The organism is Leptolyngbya sp. Heron Island J (genome assembly GCF_000482245.1).
In the GTDB taxonomy this organism is placed as follows: Bacteria; Cyanobacteriota; Cyanobacteriia; order Phormidesmidales; family Phormidesmidaceae; genus Leptothoe.
Map to the genome: position 1 here is coordinate 15,614 of NZ_AWNH01000024.1, position 17,415 is coordinate 33,028.

Annotated in this window: 11 protein-coding genes and 2 pseudogenes; 9 read left to right on the forward strand and 4 right to left on the reverse strand. The window is 44.8% G+C overall.

Annotation, left to right across the window (positions count from 1 at the left end; translation table 11 throughout):
- The first annotated feature begins 44 nt into the window (after positions 1 to 44).
- On the forward strand, positions 45 to 773 hold the full coding sequence (locus N836_RS47540; protein WP_023071751.1) for an LOG family protein: 729 nt from the start codon (positions 45 to 47) through the stop codon (positions 771 to 773).
- Between the two features lie 27 nt (positions 774 to 800).
- Here N836_RS47540 and N836_RS47545 read toward each other — a convergent pair whose 3' ends face one another.
- From N836_RS47545 to N836_RS78145, 3 genes and pseudogenes are all read right to left on the reverse strand, one after another.
- Entirely contained in the window at positions 801 to 1,013 is a 213-nt protein-coding gene (locus tag N836_RS47545) for a YheV family putative metal-binding protein (protein ID WP_152532095.1), read from the reverse strand.
- Positions 1,014 to 1,044: 31 nt separating this feature from the next.
- Complete coding sequence (locus N836_RS73035) at positions 1,045 to 1,725, reverse strand: GerMN domain-containing protein (protein WP_023071753.1); 681 nt, start codon at positions 1,723 to 1,725, stop codon at positions 1,045 to 1,047.
- A gap of 135 nt (positions 1,726 to 1,860) precedes the next feature.
- Positions 1,861 to 1,935 (reverse strand): annotated as a pseudogene (locus N836_RS78145) (Hsp70 family protein); the annotation flags it as partial.
- Positions 1,936 to 2,123: 188 nt separating this feature from the next.
- Here N836_RS78145 and N836_RS47555 point away from each other — a divergent pair.
- Both N836_RS47555 and N836_RS47560 read left to right on the forward strand, forming a co-directional pair.
- Positions 2,124 to 2,645: a CBS domain-containing protein gene (locus N836_RS47555; protein ID WP_023071754.1), complete on the forward strand. Its 522-nt coding sequence runs from the start codon at positions 2,124 to 2,126 to the stop codon at positions 2,643 to 2,645.
- Positions 2,646 to 2,763: 118 nt separating this feature from the next.
- Positions 2,764 to 3,237: a DUF2267 domain-containing protein gene (locus tag N836_RS47560; RefSeq protein WP_023071755.1), complete on the forward strand. Its 474-nt coding sequence runs from the start codon at positions 2,764 to 2,766 to the stop codon at positions 3,235 to 3,237.
- A gap of 48 nt (positions 3,238 to 3,285) precedes the next feature.
- Here N836_RS47560 and N836_RS47565 read toward each other — a convergent pair whose 3' ends face one another.
- The gene (locus tag N836_RS47565) at positions 3,286 to 6,024 is read right to left on the reverse strand and encodes a UPF0182 family membrane protein (protein WP_023071756.1); all 2,739 of its coding nucleotides are present in this window, start codon (positions 6,022 to 6,024) and stop codon (positions 3,286 to 3,288) included.
- Positions 6,025 to 6,484: 460 nt separating this feature from the next.
- On the opposite strand from N836_RS47565, the gene N836_RS47570 reads away from it, so the two are divergent.
- From N836_RS47570 to N836_RS47590, 6 genes and pseudogenes are all read left to right on the forward strand, one after another.
- On the forward strand, positions 6,485 to 7,045 hold the full coding sequence (locus N836_RS47570) for a hypothetical protein (RefSeq protein ID WP_023071757.1): 561 nt from the start codon (positions 6,485 to 6,487) through the stop codon (positions 7,043 to 7,045).
- Between the two features lie 65 nt (positions 7,046 to 7,110).
- Positions 7,111 to 7,800 (forward strand): annotated as a pseudogene (locus tag N836_RS78150) (5'-methylthioadenosine/S-adenosylhomocysteine nucleosidase); the annotation flags it as partial.
- Between the two features lie 597 nt (positions 7,801 to 8,397).
- On the forward strand, positions 8,398 to 9,048 hold the full coding sequence (locus N836_RS78155) for an SIR2 family protein (RefSeq protein WP_442785773.1): 651 nt from the start codon (positions 8,398 to 8,400) through the stop codon (positions 9,046 to 9,048).
- Between the two features lie 19 nt (positions 9,049 to 9,067).
- Positions 9,068 to 12,802: an nSTAND1 domain-containing NTPase gene (locus tag N836_RS47580; protein WP_023071759.1), complete on the forward strand. Its 3,735-nt coding sequence runs from the start codon at positions 9,068 to 9,070 to the stop codon at positions 12,800 to 12,802.
- A 617-nt stretch (positions 12,803 to 13,419) separates the two neighbouring features.
- On the forward strand, positions 13,420 to 15,054 hold the full coding sequence (locus N836_RS47585) for an LA_3751/LA_3752 family putative glycosyltransferase (protein WP_023071760.1): 1,635 nt from the start codon (positions 13,420 to 13,422) through the stop codon (positions 15,052 to 15,054).
- Positions 15,055 to 15,541: 487 nt separating this feature from the next.
- Positions 15,542 to 17,368 carry a fatty acyl-AMP ligase gene (locus N836_RS47590; protein WP_023071761.1) on the forward strand — a complete coding sequence of 609 codons (1,827 nt, stop codon included), beginning with the start codon at positions 15,542 to 15,544 and terminating at the stop codon, positions 17,366 to 17,368.
- Positions 17,369 to 17,415: the final 47 nt, after the last annotated feature.

The following is a 17,415-nucleotide window of genomic DNA, read 5'->3' on the forward strand; positions in this document are numbered from 1 at the left end:
TATGCGGAAAATCTTTAGGATAGAGCTACCTCTGGAGATACACAATGGCTGATTCGGAAAATTTCAGGAGTTTACCAACAGCCATAGAAACGGATAGCAAAGCCGTTTTTGAAGTAGTTGAAAAATCGGTCTTAGACCTTTGGGAGGTCGTTAACAACTTAACAGCCCTACGTCCACCTAAACGGGCCAGATATCGTGTCACTATTTTTGGTTCAGCCCGCATGAAACCGGGTAGTGAACTGTATGAAATTGTTAAACAGTTAGCAGGTGAATTAACCTTAATGGGCTGTGACATTGTCACCGGGGGTGGTCCGGGCTTAATGCAAGCCGCTAATGAGGGTAGTGTAATTGCCGACCCCGATGACCAAGTAAAATCCATTGGCATTCGAGTTGATTTAAAGCAGGAGCAGGAAACGAATCCATTTGTGGAAGAAGCCTACTGCCATCGTACTTTTTTCTCTCGATTGCATCATTTTGTCTTAATGTCAGATGCTTTTATTGTTATGCCAGGTGGCATTGGCACAACATTAGAAGCGCTCATGATTTGGCAACTCCTCCAAGTTCGAAAGCTAGATAAAACACCTTTTATTCTGGTGGGTTCCATGTGGCAAGGACTCATGGATTGGGTAAACAAGCATATGCTGGATGGTAAAACACCGATGATTGATCCAGCAGATATTACCATTCCTCATTGTGTAGAGAGGTATGAAGATGCGATCGCAATTCTACAAACCTCCCACCAATACTGGCAGAATAGTCGAACAGAAGCGTAGATGGCAAAAACTGTTCTCAGCCAAAACCTACACACCTAGCATTAGCAACGTAATCAACACAGCGATCAAAGCCGTAAAGACAAAGCCAGAAAAATTACGAGCAGCGGGCTTGCTTAAGTCTTCTTCATGATGACAATAAACACATTCAAAAATATCCTTATTATCACCACGATGTTCTAATCTAACAAGCCCCTGTTTTTGGCATTTAGGACAGACTAAACCAGATTCATGAGAAAGCATCACAATACCTCCTGCTATCCCGTAAACAATCTTATAGATCAACTTCGTTATTCCTGAAAATCGAGAAGTCTTTAGCAAAGGTCTGACGCGTCACAGGCTGTTCTAGAATCAGGCCCTCACCTCCTAAGGGATAGGCTTCATCAATTAAATGTCCTGCTACCGATAGATAAACCGCTGCATCAGGATCCAGACTAGTCACCGTGTAAATAACTTGAGCTACGCGGTAAATTATTGAGCTAGAACCACCACCCTCCGCAAACTCCTGGGAAAGATTGATATAAATTCCCTTAGGAGTAATGGTTAAACTTAACAACTGGGTGTCTTTAGGAATAGTGGTAAAGGCATCATCGACCTTCACTGCACCTGATAGTAAAATCTCTATTGTATTGGCAAGCATTGTCTCTGGAGCCACTTGAGTTTCCCACGACAGCGGTTGAGGCAATAACATTTCTTGCTGATCTACTATGCTTACCCAATAAGCCTGAGGCTGGACATTCACCAATACAGCCAGCTTTTCTGGCAACGATGATTTTAGTTTTGTGACCACATCAGATATATCAAACGACTGAACCGGTGTCGCTCCTTCTAGAGAATAAGTTTGTTGAGATGTCCACCAATATCCCCAGCCAGCAGCAGCCCCCAAAATGATGGCAGCTATATACATTTCTAGTGTCTTTAAACTAAAGTGGGGCAATGTTTTTTGTGCATTCATTGCTGCTACCTGCTTCCGAAACAATCGTCTTTACACTGAGCCAAGACCAGGGTGAAGCAAAACACATTCAAAAGCCTATCTCAGCTTGTGTCTTTAGGCTAACTTAACAGTTTGAGGATGTTGTGTAGATACCAATGTCACCTCAATTTGAGGAATCCCTCTGGGTGCTGGTGGTATGCCATCTAGATGGAATGTCCCTAGCACTTTTGACCAGTATGGCAACCAAGCCACAATCCTCATAACTTCCCCACATAGACCACCTAATCTAAGGTATGAGCTAGTTATGGGTATCCACTTAAACGGAGAAGTCCTGGTTGGTTAGGAATCCAGAATTCAGTCAAGATCTGGCTGCTGACTCCTAACTTCTATCCTTCAAGCGGGGAAGTGAGATAAAGACAATGGATCAAACTTATCTTGTTAAAGACTTGATGACCCCAAACCCGGTCACTGTGAAACCATCTGATTTAGTGGAGACCGTGTTGCAGCACTTGGAAAAAAATCATATCAGTGGACTGCCTGTTGTGGATGACGACGGTAAGGTAGTCGGCGTTATTTCAGAAGCTGATTTGCTCTTTAGAGAACGCCCTATTAAGCTACCGCTCTATCTAAATTTTCTAGGGAGCTTTTTTTACTTAGAGCCCCCTCGTAAGTTGAAGCAGCAGCTTCGCAAAACTCTGGGTGTCTTGGTACAGGATGTGATGACCGCCAATCCCATCACGGTTGCCCCGGACATGCCTATCGCCAAAGCCGCTAACTTCATGATCGAAAAGCGAGTCAATCGTCTGCCCGTGATCGATAATCAGGGACAGTTAGTTGGCATTATCACCCGTGAAGACTTGCTAAAAGCATTAAGAACAGAGTCTGCTCCTGAGGTTGACGTGGCCTATACTCAACACAGTTTACCGGATTTGGGGCGATAGTTTGCCATCAATTAGAAACTGATCGACCAAGGTCTTTGCGGCTGCCCGTTCATGTAGAACCCACAGACGTAAGTGACTGGGAAGCTCATAAGATCCTCACACCTTTTACCTATGATTTTTGTTAGAGGCACAAGGACGTGATGTGCCTGGAGGCAAGCTGGGAGTTTCTCAAAAAATGAAGTACGACGAGTTTATCAAACATGTTCAGAGCTTTTCCCAAGTGGAGTCGCTGGATGAAGTGAAGCGAGCTGTTCGTGCCACCCTGCAGACGTTGGCTGAGCGTATTCCTGGGAATGAGGCTAGCAAGTTAGCTAAACAATTACCTGAAGAAATGTCAACCCATTTCCAAGGTCGAGAGAACCAACCTGGCAGTGCGTTCTCACTAAAAGAGTTTTATCGGCGGGTCAGCGATAGAGAGAGCATTGATCCGGCGGCGGCTGTAGTACATGTTCGAGCAGTATTTGCTGTACTTAATTCAGCCATTGTCCCCGCTGATTTTGGTGAAGTGCAGACAACCCTTACAGAAGACTACGAAGAACTATTTGCAGCTCCCAGTGTCACCGTTCCTGGCATCAGAATGATTAGCAGCTAATAGATAGCTGTCTGCGGATAGCTATCCAGCTCAAGCTCAACAAGAGGCTTACGGTAGCGTTTCAACCTGTTGGCTTAGCTGCTGTAAGAGATTGCCTAAATTTTGTAGGGATTGACCATAGCTGTTCCAATCACGTCGATCCAAGGCGTCCTGGGACTGTTGATAGGCGGCTTGCGCAGCTTTAATCAGGGCTTTAAGATCTCTAGTATCAGCACTGACTTGTTGTGTTAGAGGTGGGCTGTCTCCAAAAATGTCAGCCAGAGCATCTTCCAAAGATGCTGCCATCACGATCTGATCACCATACGCCACAATAATTCGTTTCAGCTCGGGCAGCTCACCCTGTTCAGCCCGCAGATAGACTGGCTCAACGTAGAGAAGCGACTCCTGGATAGGAATCACTAGCAAATCGCCTCGAATCACCCGCGACCCCTTCTGACTCCACAGGGTCAAGCGCTCGGAAATTTCTGGATTCTGGTCGATTCGAGCTTCCACTTGGTGGGGACCATAGACCAGTTCTTGTTTGGGAAATTCATACAACAATAGTTTGCCATAGTGTTCACCGTCCGAGCGAGCTGCCATCCAGGCAATCATGTTGTCTTTGTTAGCGGGTGTAAACGGCAAGATCAGGATAAATTCTTCCCTCGCCTCTGCCGGTAGCCGCATGATCACATAGTAGGGCTCCATCAGCTGCTCATTTTCCTCGTACACCTCCGTGGGAAAACGCCACAGATCCTCTCGGTTGTAAAACACGTCTGGATTGCTCATGTGGTAGGCCAGATACATCTGTGCCTGAATTTTGAAGAAATCGATGGGATAGCGAAAATGGGCTCTGATTTCAGGGGGTACTGCCTGAACTGGTTCGAACAGGTTAGGAAAGATTTTGCGGTAGGTGGCCAGTAATGGATCCTGGGGATCAACCACGAAGAAACGCATATCACCATTGAAGGCATCGACAACTACCTTGACTGAATTACGGATGTAGTTGCCATTCCAACCTAAAATCTGCCTGATATTGCCCTGCAGGATGACATTAGCATTATTGCTGCGAGCAACGGGTTCAGAATAGGGGTAGCGATCGCTAACCGTATAGGCATCGATGATCCACTTCAGCTGACCGTTGATCACCGTGATATAGGGGTTGTGGTCGAACCGGAGAAACGGCGCTACATGCTGAACCCGTTGCCGAATCTGGCGATAGTAGTGGATGCGTGAGTCTTGGGTAAAGTAGTTAGAGATTAAAATCTTAAGACTGCCCAGGTCATAGGCATAGGCCAACCGATGCCAGATTGATGGGATCGGAACACCGCCTGTACCCTCATATAGGGTGAAGGCGTTCTCGCTGCCTCTGGGATAGTCAAATTCTTCGGTATTGGTGCCAGTGAAAATATAGTGATTGGTGGCCTCCCCATAATAAATGGCGGGTTCACTCACCTGTCGATCGGTGTTGGAGACCGGTGGAATATCCTTAATCAACAGATCCGGTAAGCCTTGGGGTGTTACCCGGTTCACGGAACTCATCACCAGACCATAGCCGTGGGTATACTTCAAACGCTGGTTCACCCAGGTTTGGGCCTCGGATGGTACTTGGGAATAGGCCAGTTCCCTTGCTGCCAGCATCACCTGTCGATAGTCGCCATCCAGGGTATAGCGGTCCACATCTACATCTCTAAAGCGGTAGTAAAGTCGAATCTCCTGGAGTTGGTGATAGGTGCTCAGCAAAGGGCGGTAGTCCCACAGCCGAATGTTACCGACCGTTGCCTGGTTTGCTTGCAAAATCTCGTGATTGAGCTGGCCTTTTGCTGGATAACGCTCTCGTTGCACCTGCTCTAAACCATAGGCTTCACGAGTGAAGTCAATGTTGTAGGCCACATAGGGACGCTCTTTATCCAATTCGTTAGGTTCAACGATGAAGAGCTGCTGAAACCAGGGGTAAATGCCGCTTACCAGGACCAAAATCACAAGGTACAGCCCTATCCCATAGATCGGTAAAGCAAACCCGCGTCGCCAAATAGCCAGGAGGAACAACCCGGCTAATGCCAGGGTGACAAATGTCATGGTCCAGTAGGCAGACAGCCGAGCACGAACGTCAGTGTAACCAGCTCCGAAGACGACGCCTTCTGGCGAGTATAGAAGCTCGTAACGTTGGAGCCAGAAGCCGACGGCAACCAGGATGGCACTAGCTGCTAGCAGTAGACTCAAATGGCCTTTGACCTTGCCTGTCAGGATGTTTTTCCAGTTTCCTTGTGGGGTGATAACACCTTTCAGTCCATAGAGTACGGTTGATAGGACGAGTGCCAAAATGGTCAGGGTCAACAACCAGGCCTGGATGCCTTCGTATAGGGGGAGTTTAAAAATATAGAAGCCGATGTCGTTCTGATAAATAGGATCGGCACTACCAAAATTACTAGAGTTTAGAAATTTTAAGACAGTCTCCCAGGCTGAGATACTTGCTCCTGCTGAAATTAAAGCAACAAGAGTAATTATGATTAGCGCAACATAGTTAGACGTACTTGGGACAGGTGTCTCCCAACCATTGTCCTCTAAAAAGTGAAACGGATGACTGCGGGTAAGACGCATTGCCAGCCGATAGTTTCCCCAGAGGAATAGCCCATACAAGACGAACGTTGCCAGCCAGATTAGAATTTGCCAGGTTAGTTTGGTCCAAAAGACCTCAACGAATCCAACTGCATCAAACCACCACACCTCAGTAAGAATATGGACCAGGCTGCCGGAAGCTGCCAGTGTCCCAACAAGGACAACAATCCATATAATTGGTAGACGCTTCATAGAAAATCAGAGCTGAAACTGTTCATGCTTTACTTGCTTGGACTAACCCATTCATAAGAAAACCAAGTGAGCATTTAAAGGACAGCCTGTTAACAAGACTCTCAATCAGAATAGAGCAAGAAATTGAGGAACTCGTGAGGATTTGGAGATGAAATCCCTGAAATATGTGCCGAGAATAGTAAGTTTTGTTTTAAGAAAACATACTTTTATTACTGAAAAATTTTTGTTGAAGATGGATAAATATACTGGGAGTGTCAGCGAAGTTGCCTAATATATCGTTAGTCTTTAGACGTTTTCAAACTCTGAAGACTAACACTAAGTGGTGAAGAATTTGTAAGGTTGTTGAACTTTGCAAAAGAAGTTGTAGTTTATTTCCAGTCATCGGAAATAAACTACAACTTCCTTGCGAATTAGTCATGAAGAAGGATTGAGTAGAAGCATTTTTTGATAGGAGGCTTCTATGGTTGCAGAGCAGCACAAATTGCTGGCGGTATATCTTCAGGAATACGAAAAACTGAAAGATGAGCAAGCACAGCGGATCGGTTTCCGTGATAATTTACCATATGTAATGCTGGCTTTATGTGGCACAGTTCTAGCGTTTGCTTTAGGCGAGAAGACGAATCTCTATGGATTCTTGGTGCTTCCTTGGTTGAGTCTAGTTTTAGGGTGGACTTATCTGGTAAATGGTCAGAAGATTTCAGCGATTGGCCGATATATCCGCTATCAGCTGGTGACTAAAGTTAGCAACAGCATCGATAAAACGAATATAGATATTGAGTCTATATTTGGCTGGGAAATCTCCCATAGAAGCGATGTGCAGCGAAAGCGATGCAAGATAGAGCAGTTAATCATTGATGAGATTGCATTTGTATTTTCAGGGTTAGCGGCACTCACGGTCTTCAGATATCTGGTGTTAGAACCAGTTGTTGCCATTCGGCTTCTTTGCTTAGTAGAGTTTCTTCTCTTGATGGCTTTTGGAATCGAGCTTTTGTTATATGCGGATCTGGCTAAGAGGCGGTAGAACCTGAATGGTCTAATTTTATTTTTTAATGGTCATCACAGTATCGATGAAGCGGGGGGAGCGATATGGAAGAATCCAAAGTTGACTTTGCAATTATTACAGCCATTGAGCTAGAACGTCAGGCTGTTTGTCAGGCTTTTGGCATCGGTGACCAGCACCGGATCCGCGAAGGTGATCGTACCTATTGGAAAATTCAGTTAGATCTTGTTGAGCGTCAATTCTATGAAATCGTTGTTACTCAATTACCTGACGTAGCCAGTATTGATGCAGCTCTTGCGGCGCAAGCTCTTATCACTACATGGAGTCCAGAAGCTGTTCTAATGGTTGGAATTGCAGGAGCAGCTAAAGACAAGATGCAATTGGGTGATCTGGTGCTTGGAAAGGAAGTCTACTACTACGAGCGAGGTAAAGATACGCTGACGGGTCGATTAACAGAGCATAAGCAGTATCCTGCTGATTCAAAGTTGTGGGATAGAGCGACAAAGATGGCTATGGAGAAGTTGGCCAGCTGGAAATTATCATTACCCAAAAAACCGGATGGGACAGATACTTATCCCAATAAACATGAAGGAGTGATTGCATCAGGTGAACGTGTGATTGCCCACACTGAAATCCGGAATGAGATCGCAGCGAAAAATCGAAAAATTGACGCCATTGAAATGGAAGGCTATGGCGTCAGTTCTGCTGCCTGGAAGCAAGACAGACCCGTACGTTGTCTGGTAATTAGAGCCATCAGTGATCGAGCAGATACTCAAAAAAATGATGTTTGGCAACCTTATGCAGCAGCAGTTGCAGCAGAATTTACTAAGCATTTCTTATTAGATCGACCGCTTCCTCCTCGGAACTCTCCGCATCGCGTGCCTCGTCCTCAAAATGCTTCGGTTACTTCTCCTTGCCGATTAATTGCTGATGATCTGAAGAGTGGAAACCTGATTCCTTTCTTAGGTCCAGGAATCAACTCAAGTTTCTATATCGATTTGGCGTTTGATCTGGCTGATCTTGTTCAGGATGATTTAGTTCCCAGAAATGGAGAGAATAACTTCCAAAATGAGAACTTGATTCATACCCTCATTGGCATTCCCAGTCCGACTTGTCACTACTGGCCTCCGGATGAATCCATAGAGTGCCCAATGCTGAAAAAGATGGCAGAGAAAAAAAACTGTCCACGTCATATTGAGCAAGGATTAAGATTAGCTGTCTCACAAATCAACCTCCGATATATCTCTCAGTACTACATTTTAAGAAATAACTTAGAGTCTCTTTATGATAATCTCTATGCGGTTTTGGAGAGGCTTGATAAAAAACATCGACCGAGTTCATTACATCAGTTTCTGGCAAAACTACCCCATCTTATGTCTGTTCATAACTATCCTAGACGTAGTCCTGGCTTGCCATTTCAGCTAATTGTGACCACTAACTATGACGATCTCCTGGAGAGAGCTTTTTTAGATGCTCAACAACCATTTGATGTTGTCTTTTATATCGCTGATGGGCTAGAGAAAGGTAAGTTTAAGCATAAGCCCTATCAAGGAGACGTCCAGACAATCGGGGCTAACGATTCTGACCGATTGCCTTTGCGTAGCCCTTGGGGGCACTCACCTCACCCGCATCCCATTATTTTGAAGTTATTTGGTACTTGGAAAGAATCATGGGAAAACAACTTTGTCGCGACTGAACAGCAGATGGCTCATTTGATCAGTACCCTAGAACACAATTTACCAACAAGTCTTGTTACCATTCTAAAGAAAGGCAATATCTTATTTATGGGATACAGCCCTAGTGACTCAGATCTACAGCTCCTCATGCATTGTTTCTGGCCAGCCAATAGGATTACGGGTAAATCTTGGTTACTCCATCAAGCCAAGCCGGGTGATTTGGAACAAGAACTTTGGAAGAGTCGTAACGTAGCACTTTTAAACATGGCATCTTCAGAAGATGAACCTTCCTCAGAAGACGAATTTGTCAAACAACTCCAGAGGACAATTGAGGCACGCTTTCATTAATATCTAGGGAGAAATAACAATGGGAGACGACACAAATGTTGCTAAGACCATCACTCATAATAGTAGAAACCCAGATATTTTGAAGAACGAGGCCGATATTTTTGAAGTATCTCAGGTCACTCCCCATTCTGACGATACAAAGTATTTAAAGATACCGTATAAAGGTCTGAATCCTTATACTGAAAACGACACTAGCATCTTTTTTGGCAGAGAGAGTGATATCCAGGAAATGGTCAACAACCTGTTGGCCTGGCGTTTAACCATTCTATATGGCAAGAGTGGCGTAGGTAAAAGCTCAATTTTGCGGGCAGGGGTCACCCATATCTTACATGAAGAAGCTCAACAAAATAGAATCGACTATGATGGGATACCTAAGCTGGCGGTGGTAGTGTTTCCATCTCTGGAAAGAGACTTCTCCTGGAGGGATGATCCCCTAGCAAGTTTAATTCAGCAAATTGAAGTGACGATTGCCCAAAGAGGTTGGGATATTCAACCTCCTGAATCTGGATTATCCTTCATTGAGACATTAAGTTCTTGGACAGATGCCTTAGGTGGGGAAGATTATGATGGAGAGCTTTACTTGATCCTCGACCAGTTTGAAGAATATTTTCTATATCACGCCAACGAAAAAGCAGATGGTACCTTCTATACTGAGTTTCCGCGCGCTGTTAATTGTCCTAGCTTACGAGTTAATTTTTTGATTTCGACTCGTAAGGATTCACTCGCAGCTCTTGATCGCTTTAAGTCACTGATCCCTGGATTATTAGAACATCGCCTGGAAATGGGCCATTTAAGGGGTGAAGCTGCAGAAGAGGCAATTACAAAGCCAATTGACTACTACAACAGGCAATACAACACAAATATTTCTATTGAGCAATCATTGGTGAATGCGATTTTAGAGGAGGTGCAAGTTGGTAAAGTCATTCTTGGAGATAGTGGTCTGGGGGGAGTTGAGGCGAAGCATAAAGTACTTTCGGAAATGCAGATTGAAACTCCTTATCTGCAACTAGTAATGGAACGGTTATGGAAGGAGGAACATGATAGAGAGTCTAATCTTCTACGACTAGAAACCTTCAAAGCTCTGGGGCAGGCCGATCAGATCGTGAAAGACCACCTGAATCATCAGATGGAACTGTTGACAGAGGAGGAAAGACAAATTGCTGCCAGCATCTTTCAGTATCTGGTAACTTTGTCAGGGATGAAGTGTGCTTGCTCGGTGTTTGAGCTAGCAACCCATACTAGATGCAACAGTATTCGACTTAAACAGTTGTTAGAGAAATTGGCCAGCGGAAAACAGCGGATTGTACGACCTGAGGGAAAAGCCAAGTCCGATCAACCCGATACCCAGCGCTACGAAATTTTTCATGATGCCTTGGCTAACCCTATTCTTGACTGGCGCAGACGCTATCTAGAGCAACAAAAGCTTGAGGTTGAAAAAGCGAAATTAGAGGAAAAGCGACGTCAAGAAACTGAAAAACTACAAATTGAAGTTGAGCAACAACGGCTTGAGTCTGACAAGCAGCGGCTTGAAATTCAAAGGCAACAAACAAAGAGTGAGAAAAAAATAGGAAGAGCTTTAATCACAACTGGTTTATTTGCATTAGGAATAGTTGGCTGGCTGTGCTCTTGGCTATTTATCAAAGATCGAGAGATACAGATAAATCGATTGAATCTTCAAGGAAGTAAAGCATTGGTTGAGTTTCAGTTAAATACTGCTAGTGAACTGGAATCTGTAAAGTCGGCTATGCGATTAGGTCATATTGCGCAAGAAAAGAATTTAGCTGAAGAAGAGGTGCCAAGTTTAAGTTTGTCTTTGCAACAAATCCTTCACCGCATCCGTGCAAAAAATCAATTGACTTTTACTCAAGGTATTCCGACTAGACGTGGAATTGCTCAGAGTGCCAATGGGCAGTGGATAGCCCTGGGTACGATTGATGGCATGGTCTATCGAAGAAATTTAAATATACTTGGATGGTCAAAATTCAAGGCTACCGACAACTCAGTAAGCAATCTTGATATAAGTGATGATGGACAGAGAATAGCTACAGCTACGACCGAGGGCGAAGTCAAAGTATGGGATGCCACTACGGGCCAGTTAATTAGAGACTTTACTCCCGACGCTGTATATGAGCACTTGAGGATCCGTCTCAGTCCAGATGGGCAGAAACTGGTAGTGATAAGTTCTAGCATTCCACATTTGTGGGAGATCGACAGCGGTGAACGTTTAGTTATACCTTTTCACAACTCCAGAGACATCATTCAACAAATTATTTTTAGCCCGGATGGACAAAAAATGGCTATGGTAAGCTCTAATGTAGAGAAAATATTCTCAATTAGTCTATTAGACCTGAGAGGCAACGTAATCAATTCCTGGCAAGTACCGTCTGATATTTTGAACCTTCGCTTTAGTCCTGACAGTGAACAGTTAGTCTCTTCTTCTGGTAACAGCGCCACTTTATGGAATTTACAGGGAGACGAGTTGACAACTTTTCAAGGTCACTGGAGCTCTATTAGGGCTTTGGCTTTTAGCCCAGATGGAAAAGAACTTGCTACAGGAGCAGAAGATGGCTTTGTGCGAGTCTGGGATCTCAACGGTCAGGAGAAATTTTCTCTAAAGGGTCATGACAGCTGGATTGCTGCTATTAGATTTGGTTCAGATATTCGAAATTTTACCACAATAACAAACTTAGGAACAATTAGGCTATGGGATGTTACATCAAAATCCTGTGATAGCGCAGAGAATTTGTGCACAACATTCATAAATACTTATAAATTTTCTGGGTTTAGATATCAGGCTGAAGTCGTTTTTAGCCAAGATGGTCATATGGCTACTGTCTCTGGGAATGGGACAGCCTATTTGTGGCCTCCAAACCAAACCAAACCATCTAAACCCTTCATGGGTGGGGGTAAGAGAACTTTTCGCGTCAAGCCCAGGGTTTTTCTAAGCCCAGATGCTAAACGACTGGCAACGATAGCATCTGATGGCACAGCTCGTTTATGGTCTACTCAGAATGAAAATTCTGCAACACAGTTATTTAAAGGGCATTCTGGCGAAAAGGCTGTAGCCATAGCTCTAGGGATGGATCGCTCCCTACTAGTTACGGCTTCAGAGGATGGTATCTTTCGTCTTAAAGATTTTCGACGTAACATAATTGCTGAATTTTCAGGTTACAAAGGAAGATCTTCCCAAGCTATTTTCAGCCCAAATGGAAAATTAATTGCAACAGTATCTGGAAAAAATAATATTCTCCAAATATGGAACTTGCAGGGACAGCTCTTGAATGAGTTTGATGGTTACTCAGGAGCGGTATCAGCTATTCGCTTTAGTCCAGATAGTCGTAAGTTGGCTACAGCATTTCTGGATGGCAATGTTTATTTAAGAAATGTGCGTAGAAAAGAACGATCTCTGAAACCGCTGTTCTCAACTGGTAGTTCTATTCTTAATATTCGCTTTAGTGCAGATGGCCAAAAACTGGCTACTGCTTCCTTCGATGGTAAGGCTCAAATTCGGAGCATCCAGGGAGAAAAGCTGATAGAATTTCAGACTCTCAATGGTCTTTGGGATGTTAATTTTACCTCCAATGGGCAACGGTTAGCCGCTGTTGGCTGGCGAGAAAAAGGGTATCTGTGGCAGATAGAAGATCTGAATCAATTGCTTCAGAAAGGCTGTGACTGGATGCGGGACTATCTTGAAACCCACCCTGATGAGGCCAAAGAGTTCGTTTTTTGTAATGACTTATCTGTCTCTCGCTGAACTCAGTGCAAAGTTTAGCTAAGTGTTTCTCAACCTATAACCACAGTTATGATGTTTGTACCCACAACGTCTTCTATAATTTTTCAGTGCCCTAAAATTTCTTATTTAGTGCGATCGCACCCGTAATCCAAACGGCCTCCACTGCACATCGGGCCGAAATATCTAGACATCGGCAAATGACTACTCATTGCTCCTAAAAACAGCTGTAAACACCAATAGAGCATCTCATTTGGCCAAATTGCCCTAAACACTGACTTTTCAAAAGACTAGCCTGCTGAATTGCTCCATAGTGACACAAGAAATGGGTTAACGACAGGCACTGGCAAAGAAGGCATATTTTTAATAGATGAGATCGTACCAGATCTTTAAATCAGTGGTAATGTTAAAAAATCATTGGCTTTCAACTAGAATATCCTGGCCCTTGGGACTTTTTAATTGCAACATTTTTGTAGCTTTACCATGTGTACTACATGACTGTTGCGTCAGGGGTTTGTAGCTTTAGATATAGTTACCAGTCTAAGATTTCAGCTCAAACCTGACCAGGTTTCCCATGGCCAGATGTTCGTAAATAAAAACTAATACTCTAAATCGCGACAGTCTATCGAGGAACTGCCGTTATGTATCCCTCCAGATCGAAGATATCCCTGGATGTTAAGTTCTCATGGCTGATTATCTTGGTCGGCATTCTATTTACCCTCAGTCTGCAGAAATATACCCAAGGGGGTGTATTTTTTAGTGGCGATGGTGGCCTTAAAGCCTTGCTTTCCCAACAACTGGCTGCAGGAAATTGGCATTTTGATTTACGCTTATCGGCCCCAGACTGGGTTGTTGAACTATGGAAACAAGGGCTGTATCCCTTCACGCCTCCCTATGTATATGAACGATTTGATCACTATTTCATTACTTTTCCGTTTCCCTTTCCAGCACTGACATCTATTTTTTACAGTGTTCTAGGCTACTGGGGGCTGTATGTTGTTCCTTTACTAGCCCTATGGCTAATCTGGCTAAGACTTTTTCAGATTGGACGACAACTGAAGTGGAGAGCAGATGTGCTGGCGATCGCACTCAGTATCCTCATTTTTGCCTCTCCCTTAACCTTGTATGGAGCCATGTACTGGGAGCATACCCTAGCCGTAAGTTTAGCCTTTTGGGGGATAACCATACTACTGTGGCCAAAGGGTGCTACAACCTCCAATATTCAGGTGTTTTTATCCGGTAGCCTTATCGGCTTTGCCGTTTGGTTTCGCTCTGAATTTATATGTTTGGCCGCAATTGTAGTGGGACTTACACTTTGGCAATGGGTGAGTCCAAAAATGTTGTCTTGGCTACCAATACTTCACGGCAAAGGCCACTTGTTTATCAGTGGCCTTTTGTTAAGTATGTTGGCGTTTTTTGGGCTTAATCAAATGATTTATGGCCATTTTCTAGGTATTCATGCCCTGCAGGTGGTCGAAGAATCTTCCATTAGTCAGCAACTGTCCCAAGCAATGGCTAACTACCAACAGTTGCTCAATGCGTTAATCAAGTACTTCCCATTTACCCTGTGGGTACTGACGATTGCTGTTTTAACCGGATTTAGCAAGCCTCGAGACTTTCGTTATCAGATCATCACCATATGGTTAATTCTTCTGCTATTTACCCTGGCTGTCCCTCTGATTATTCCGCCTGGGGCTGGCGGCAAGCAGTGGGGTGCTCGTTTCTACCTAATCCTGGTGCCACTGCTTACTCTGATTGGCGGCACCTATATCAATCAAGTGCTAACTCGCTTGAGGGGCTGGCGATATTATTTAACAATTAGCAGCCTAACCATCGTATTTTTAGCGGGTGCTTATCTCAATGTTTACAACGGTACCGTCGCCAACTATAGAGATCGTGCCACTACCTCTGTTTCTCTCAGTCGCAACTATGGGCCGATCGCACCGGCTATTACTGCTATTACTGGGCATTCCAGCCCTTACATTGCTATGTCCCATCAGTTTGTAGCTCAGCAACTTTGGGTGGCGACCCCTGAAAAAACTTTTTTTCTAACCGAATCAACGTCTGACGTTCAACAGTTGGCAAATGGTCTTTACCAACAGGGATATAGCCAATTTTTATATGTCTGCTACCCCCATCGCCCCTGCCCTACCCCCGAAGAACCTGCTGAGAATTTAGTGGTTTCCTCGAAGAAAACGCTATTACAGCTTAAATTCTCTTCGTTAGGGACATTTGGGAAGTACCCTGTGTACGATGTCATGATCTCACAACTTTGATCAAGCCACTAGACTTTATGAGAGTTCTTTCATCTTTTTAAGGTTGTCAAATCTGTAGCTGAAAGCCATGCCCTCACTAGGCTTAAGCGCCTAAATAGTGTGGAGCTATACTCTTCTCATGACGTACTACTAACCAACTACAATGGCTTGCTTCAGTGGATGCACTTAGATCACAAAGAACTTTATATTAGAAAAAACTGTATGTTTTTTGTGTGAAGAGCTTTCATGTTTCTGTGCTCTTTCTCTAATGTTCGTGCGATTATGACACCAGTATTTTCTCGCAGCAACCAACAGTATAAGGTCTTACATTAGTTGATTCCGTCATCCAGGTTCTAGATCAAGAACATGCTGGTTGCCTCTAATCTGCATAGTCGATTCTAAACTTCGCACCGCTATCTTTGTGCTGATAGCTTTTACAACTTTTTAAGTGCGATCTCTCTAAGCATCATTTTTATCAAATTCTTATTTGGAGCTCTGCTACATTGCCATGTTTCAGCTCTCTGTATCCCCAAAGCTTACTACCCTGATTGATCTGTTACGCTATCGGGCTGATCGCCAACCCGATCAGCTGGCCTATCAGTTTCTTGAGGATGGTAAGACTGAAGCCGCTTGCTACACCTATCAACAACTTGATCAACAGGCTCGGGCAATTGCCGCCTGTCTCCAACAGGCTAAGGGAGAGCGAGCATTGTTGCTCTATCCCCAGGGAGTTGAGGTCGTTGCCGCTTTCTGTGGCTGTCTATATGCTGGGGTGATTGCTATTCCGGTTCCTCCTCCAGACGCTGGGCGTATGAAGCGAGCACTGCCTCGTCTACTGGAGATTGTGAAGGATGCTGATGCTAGTTTAGTGTTGAGTACTCAACGCATCATCGATCTTCTGAAGAATAATAAGGATGTAGTATCTCCTCAGTTTGAACAGATGACCTGGTTCAACACCGAGCAGGTAGATTTACATTTGGCGGAGCAATGGCAAGACCCCCAGGTAGATCAGCAGGCGTTGGCTTATCTACAGTACACCTCAGGCTCGACATCGGTGCCTAAAGGGGTAATGCTGAGCCACAAAAACTTAATGCATCATTCTGCCTATTTGCAACGGGCCTGTGGGTATACGCCCGATGGGGCAACAGTTACCTGGATGCCCTATTTCCATGACTATGGCTTGGTGGAAGGATTAATCCAACCACTGTATACTGGGGTGCCTTGCTATGTGATGTCGCCCCTGGCGTTTGTAAAGCGACCTCAGCGTTGGCTGGAAGCTATTTCTAAATATCGGGCTACCCACAGCCAGGCTCCTAACTTTGCCTATGACCAGTGTGTCCGTCGGGTCAAGCCCATCAAGCGCGAAGGGTTAGATCTGAGCTGTTGGAAAGCAGCAGGTAATGCGGCAGAACCCATTAACCCTCGCGTTATGCGCGAGTTTTTGGATGCCTATGCACCCCATGGTTTTCGGTGGACAACATTTGCCCCAGCCTACGGTTTAGCAGAGGCCACTCTCCTGGTCTCTAGTAAACGGGTGGGGACAGAGCCGATGATTTTGTCGCTGAATGCCACCGCTTTGGAGAAGGGGGTTGTCGCTCCTGTCCAGGAAGATGCTCTCCAGCGAGATATTGTCAGTTGCGGCCAATTAGTCTGTGAGACTGAGGTTGTCATTGCTAATCCAGATACGTTAACTCGATGTGATCATGACGAAGTTGGAGAGATCTGGGTGGCTGATCCGGGTGTTGCTGGTGGATATTGGCAACGAGCTGATGCCACCGAAGAAACATTTGGAGCAAGGCTCAAGGATACGCCTCAGGTTGGCCCCTACCTGCGCACAGGAGATTTAGGCTTTATACGAGCAGGGGAGCTTTATATCACCGGACGTATTAAGGATCTGATTATTATTCGCGGTACCAACCATTATCCTCAAGATATTGAGTGGACGGTGCAGCAGCTGCATCCGGCTCTTCGTCCGAACTATGGCGCTGCCTTTTCCATCATTGATGAAGGAGAAGAAAGGCTAGTAGTAGTGCAAGAAGTGGAGCGTCAGTATCAGTTAACCCTGGCAGCGGACGACATTTTGGCAGATATTCGGCAGGCTATTGCCGAAGCCCATGAATTACAGGTGAGTGCGATCGCACTAGTCAAATCCGGCAATGTTCTCAAGACGTCCAGTGGCAAAATCCAACGTCGGGCCTGCCGCGATAGCTTTTTAGTCGGTACCCTAGAGGTCATTGCCGACTGGAGTGAGCATCCTCAGCTGACGGCCAGGATGAGGAGCTTTAAAAATGATGTTGACGCCCTGGAACACCAGGTACAAATGGCATCTTCTTGATGGTTGTTGGTGCTACAGAATCTAGTTGTCCTGTTTTATGACGATAA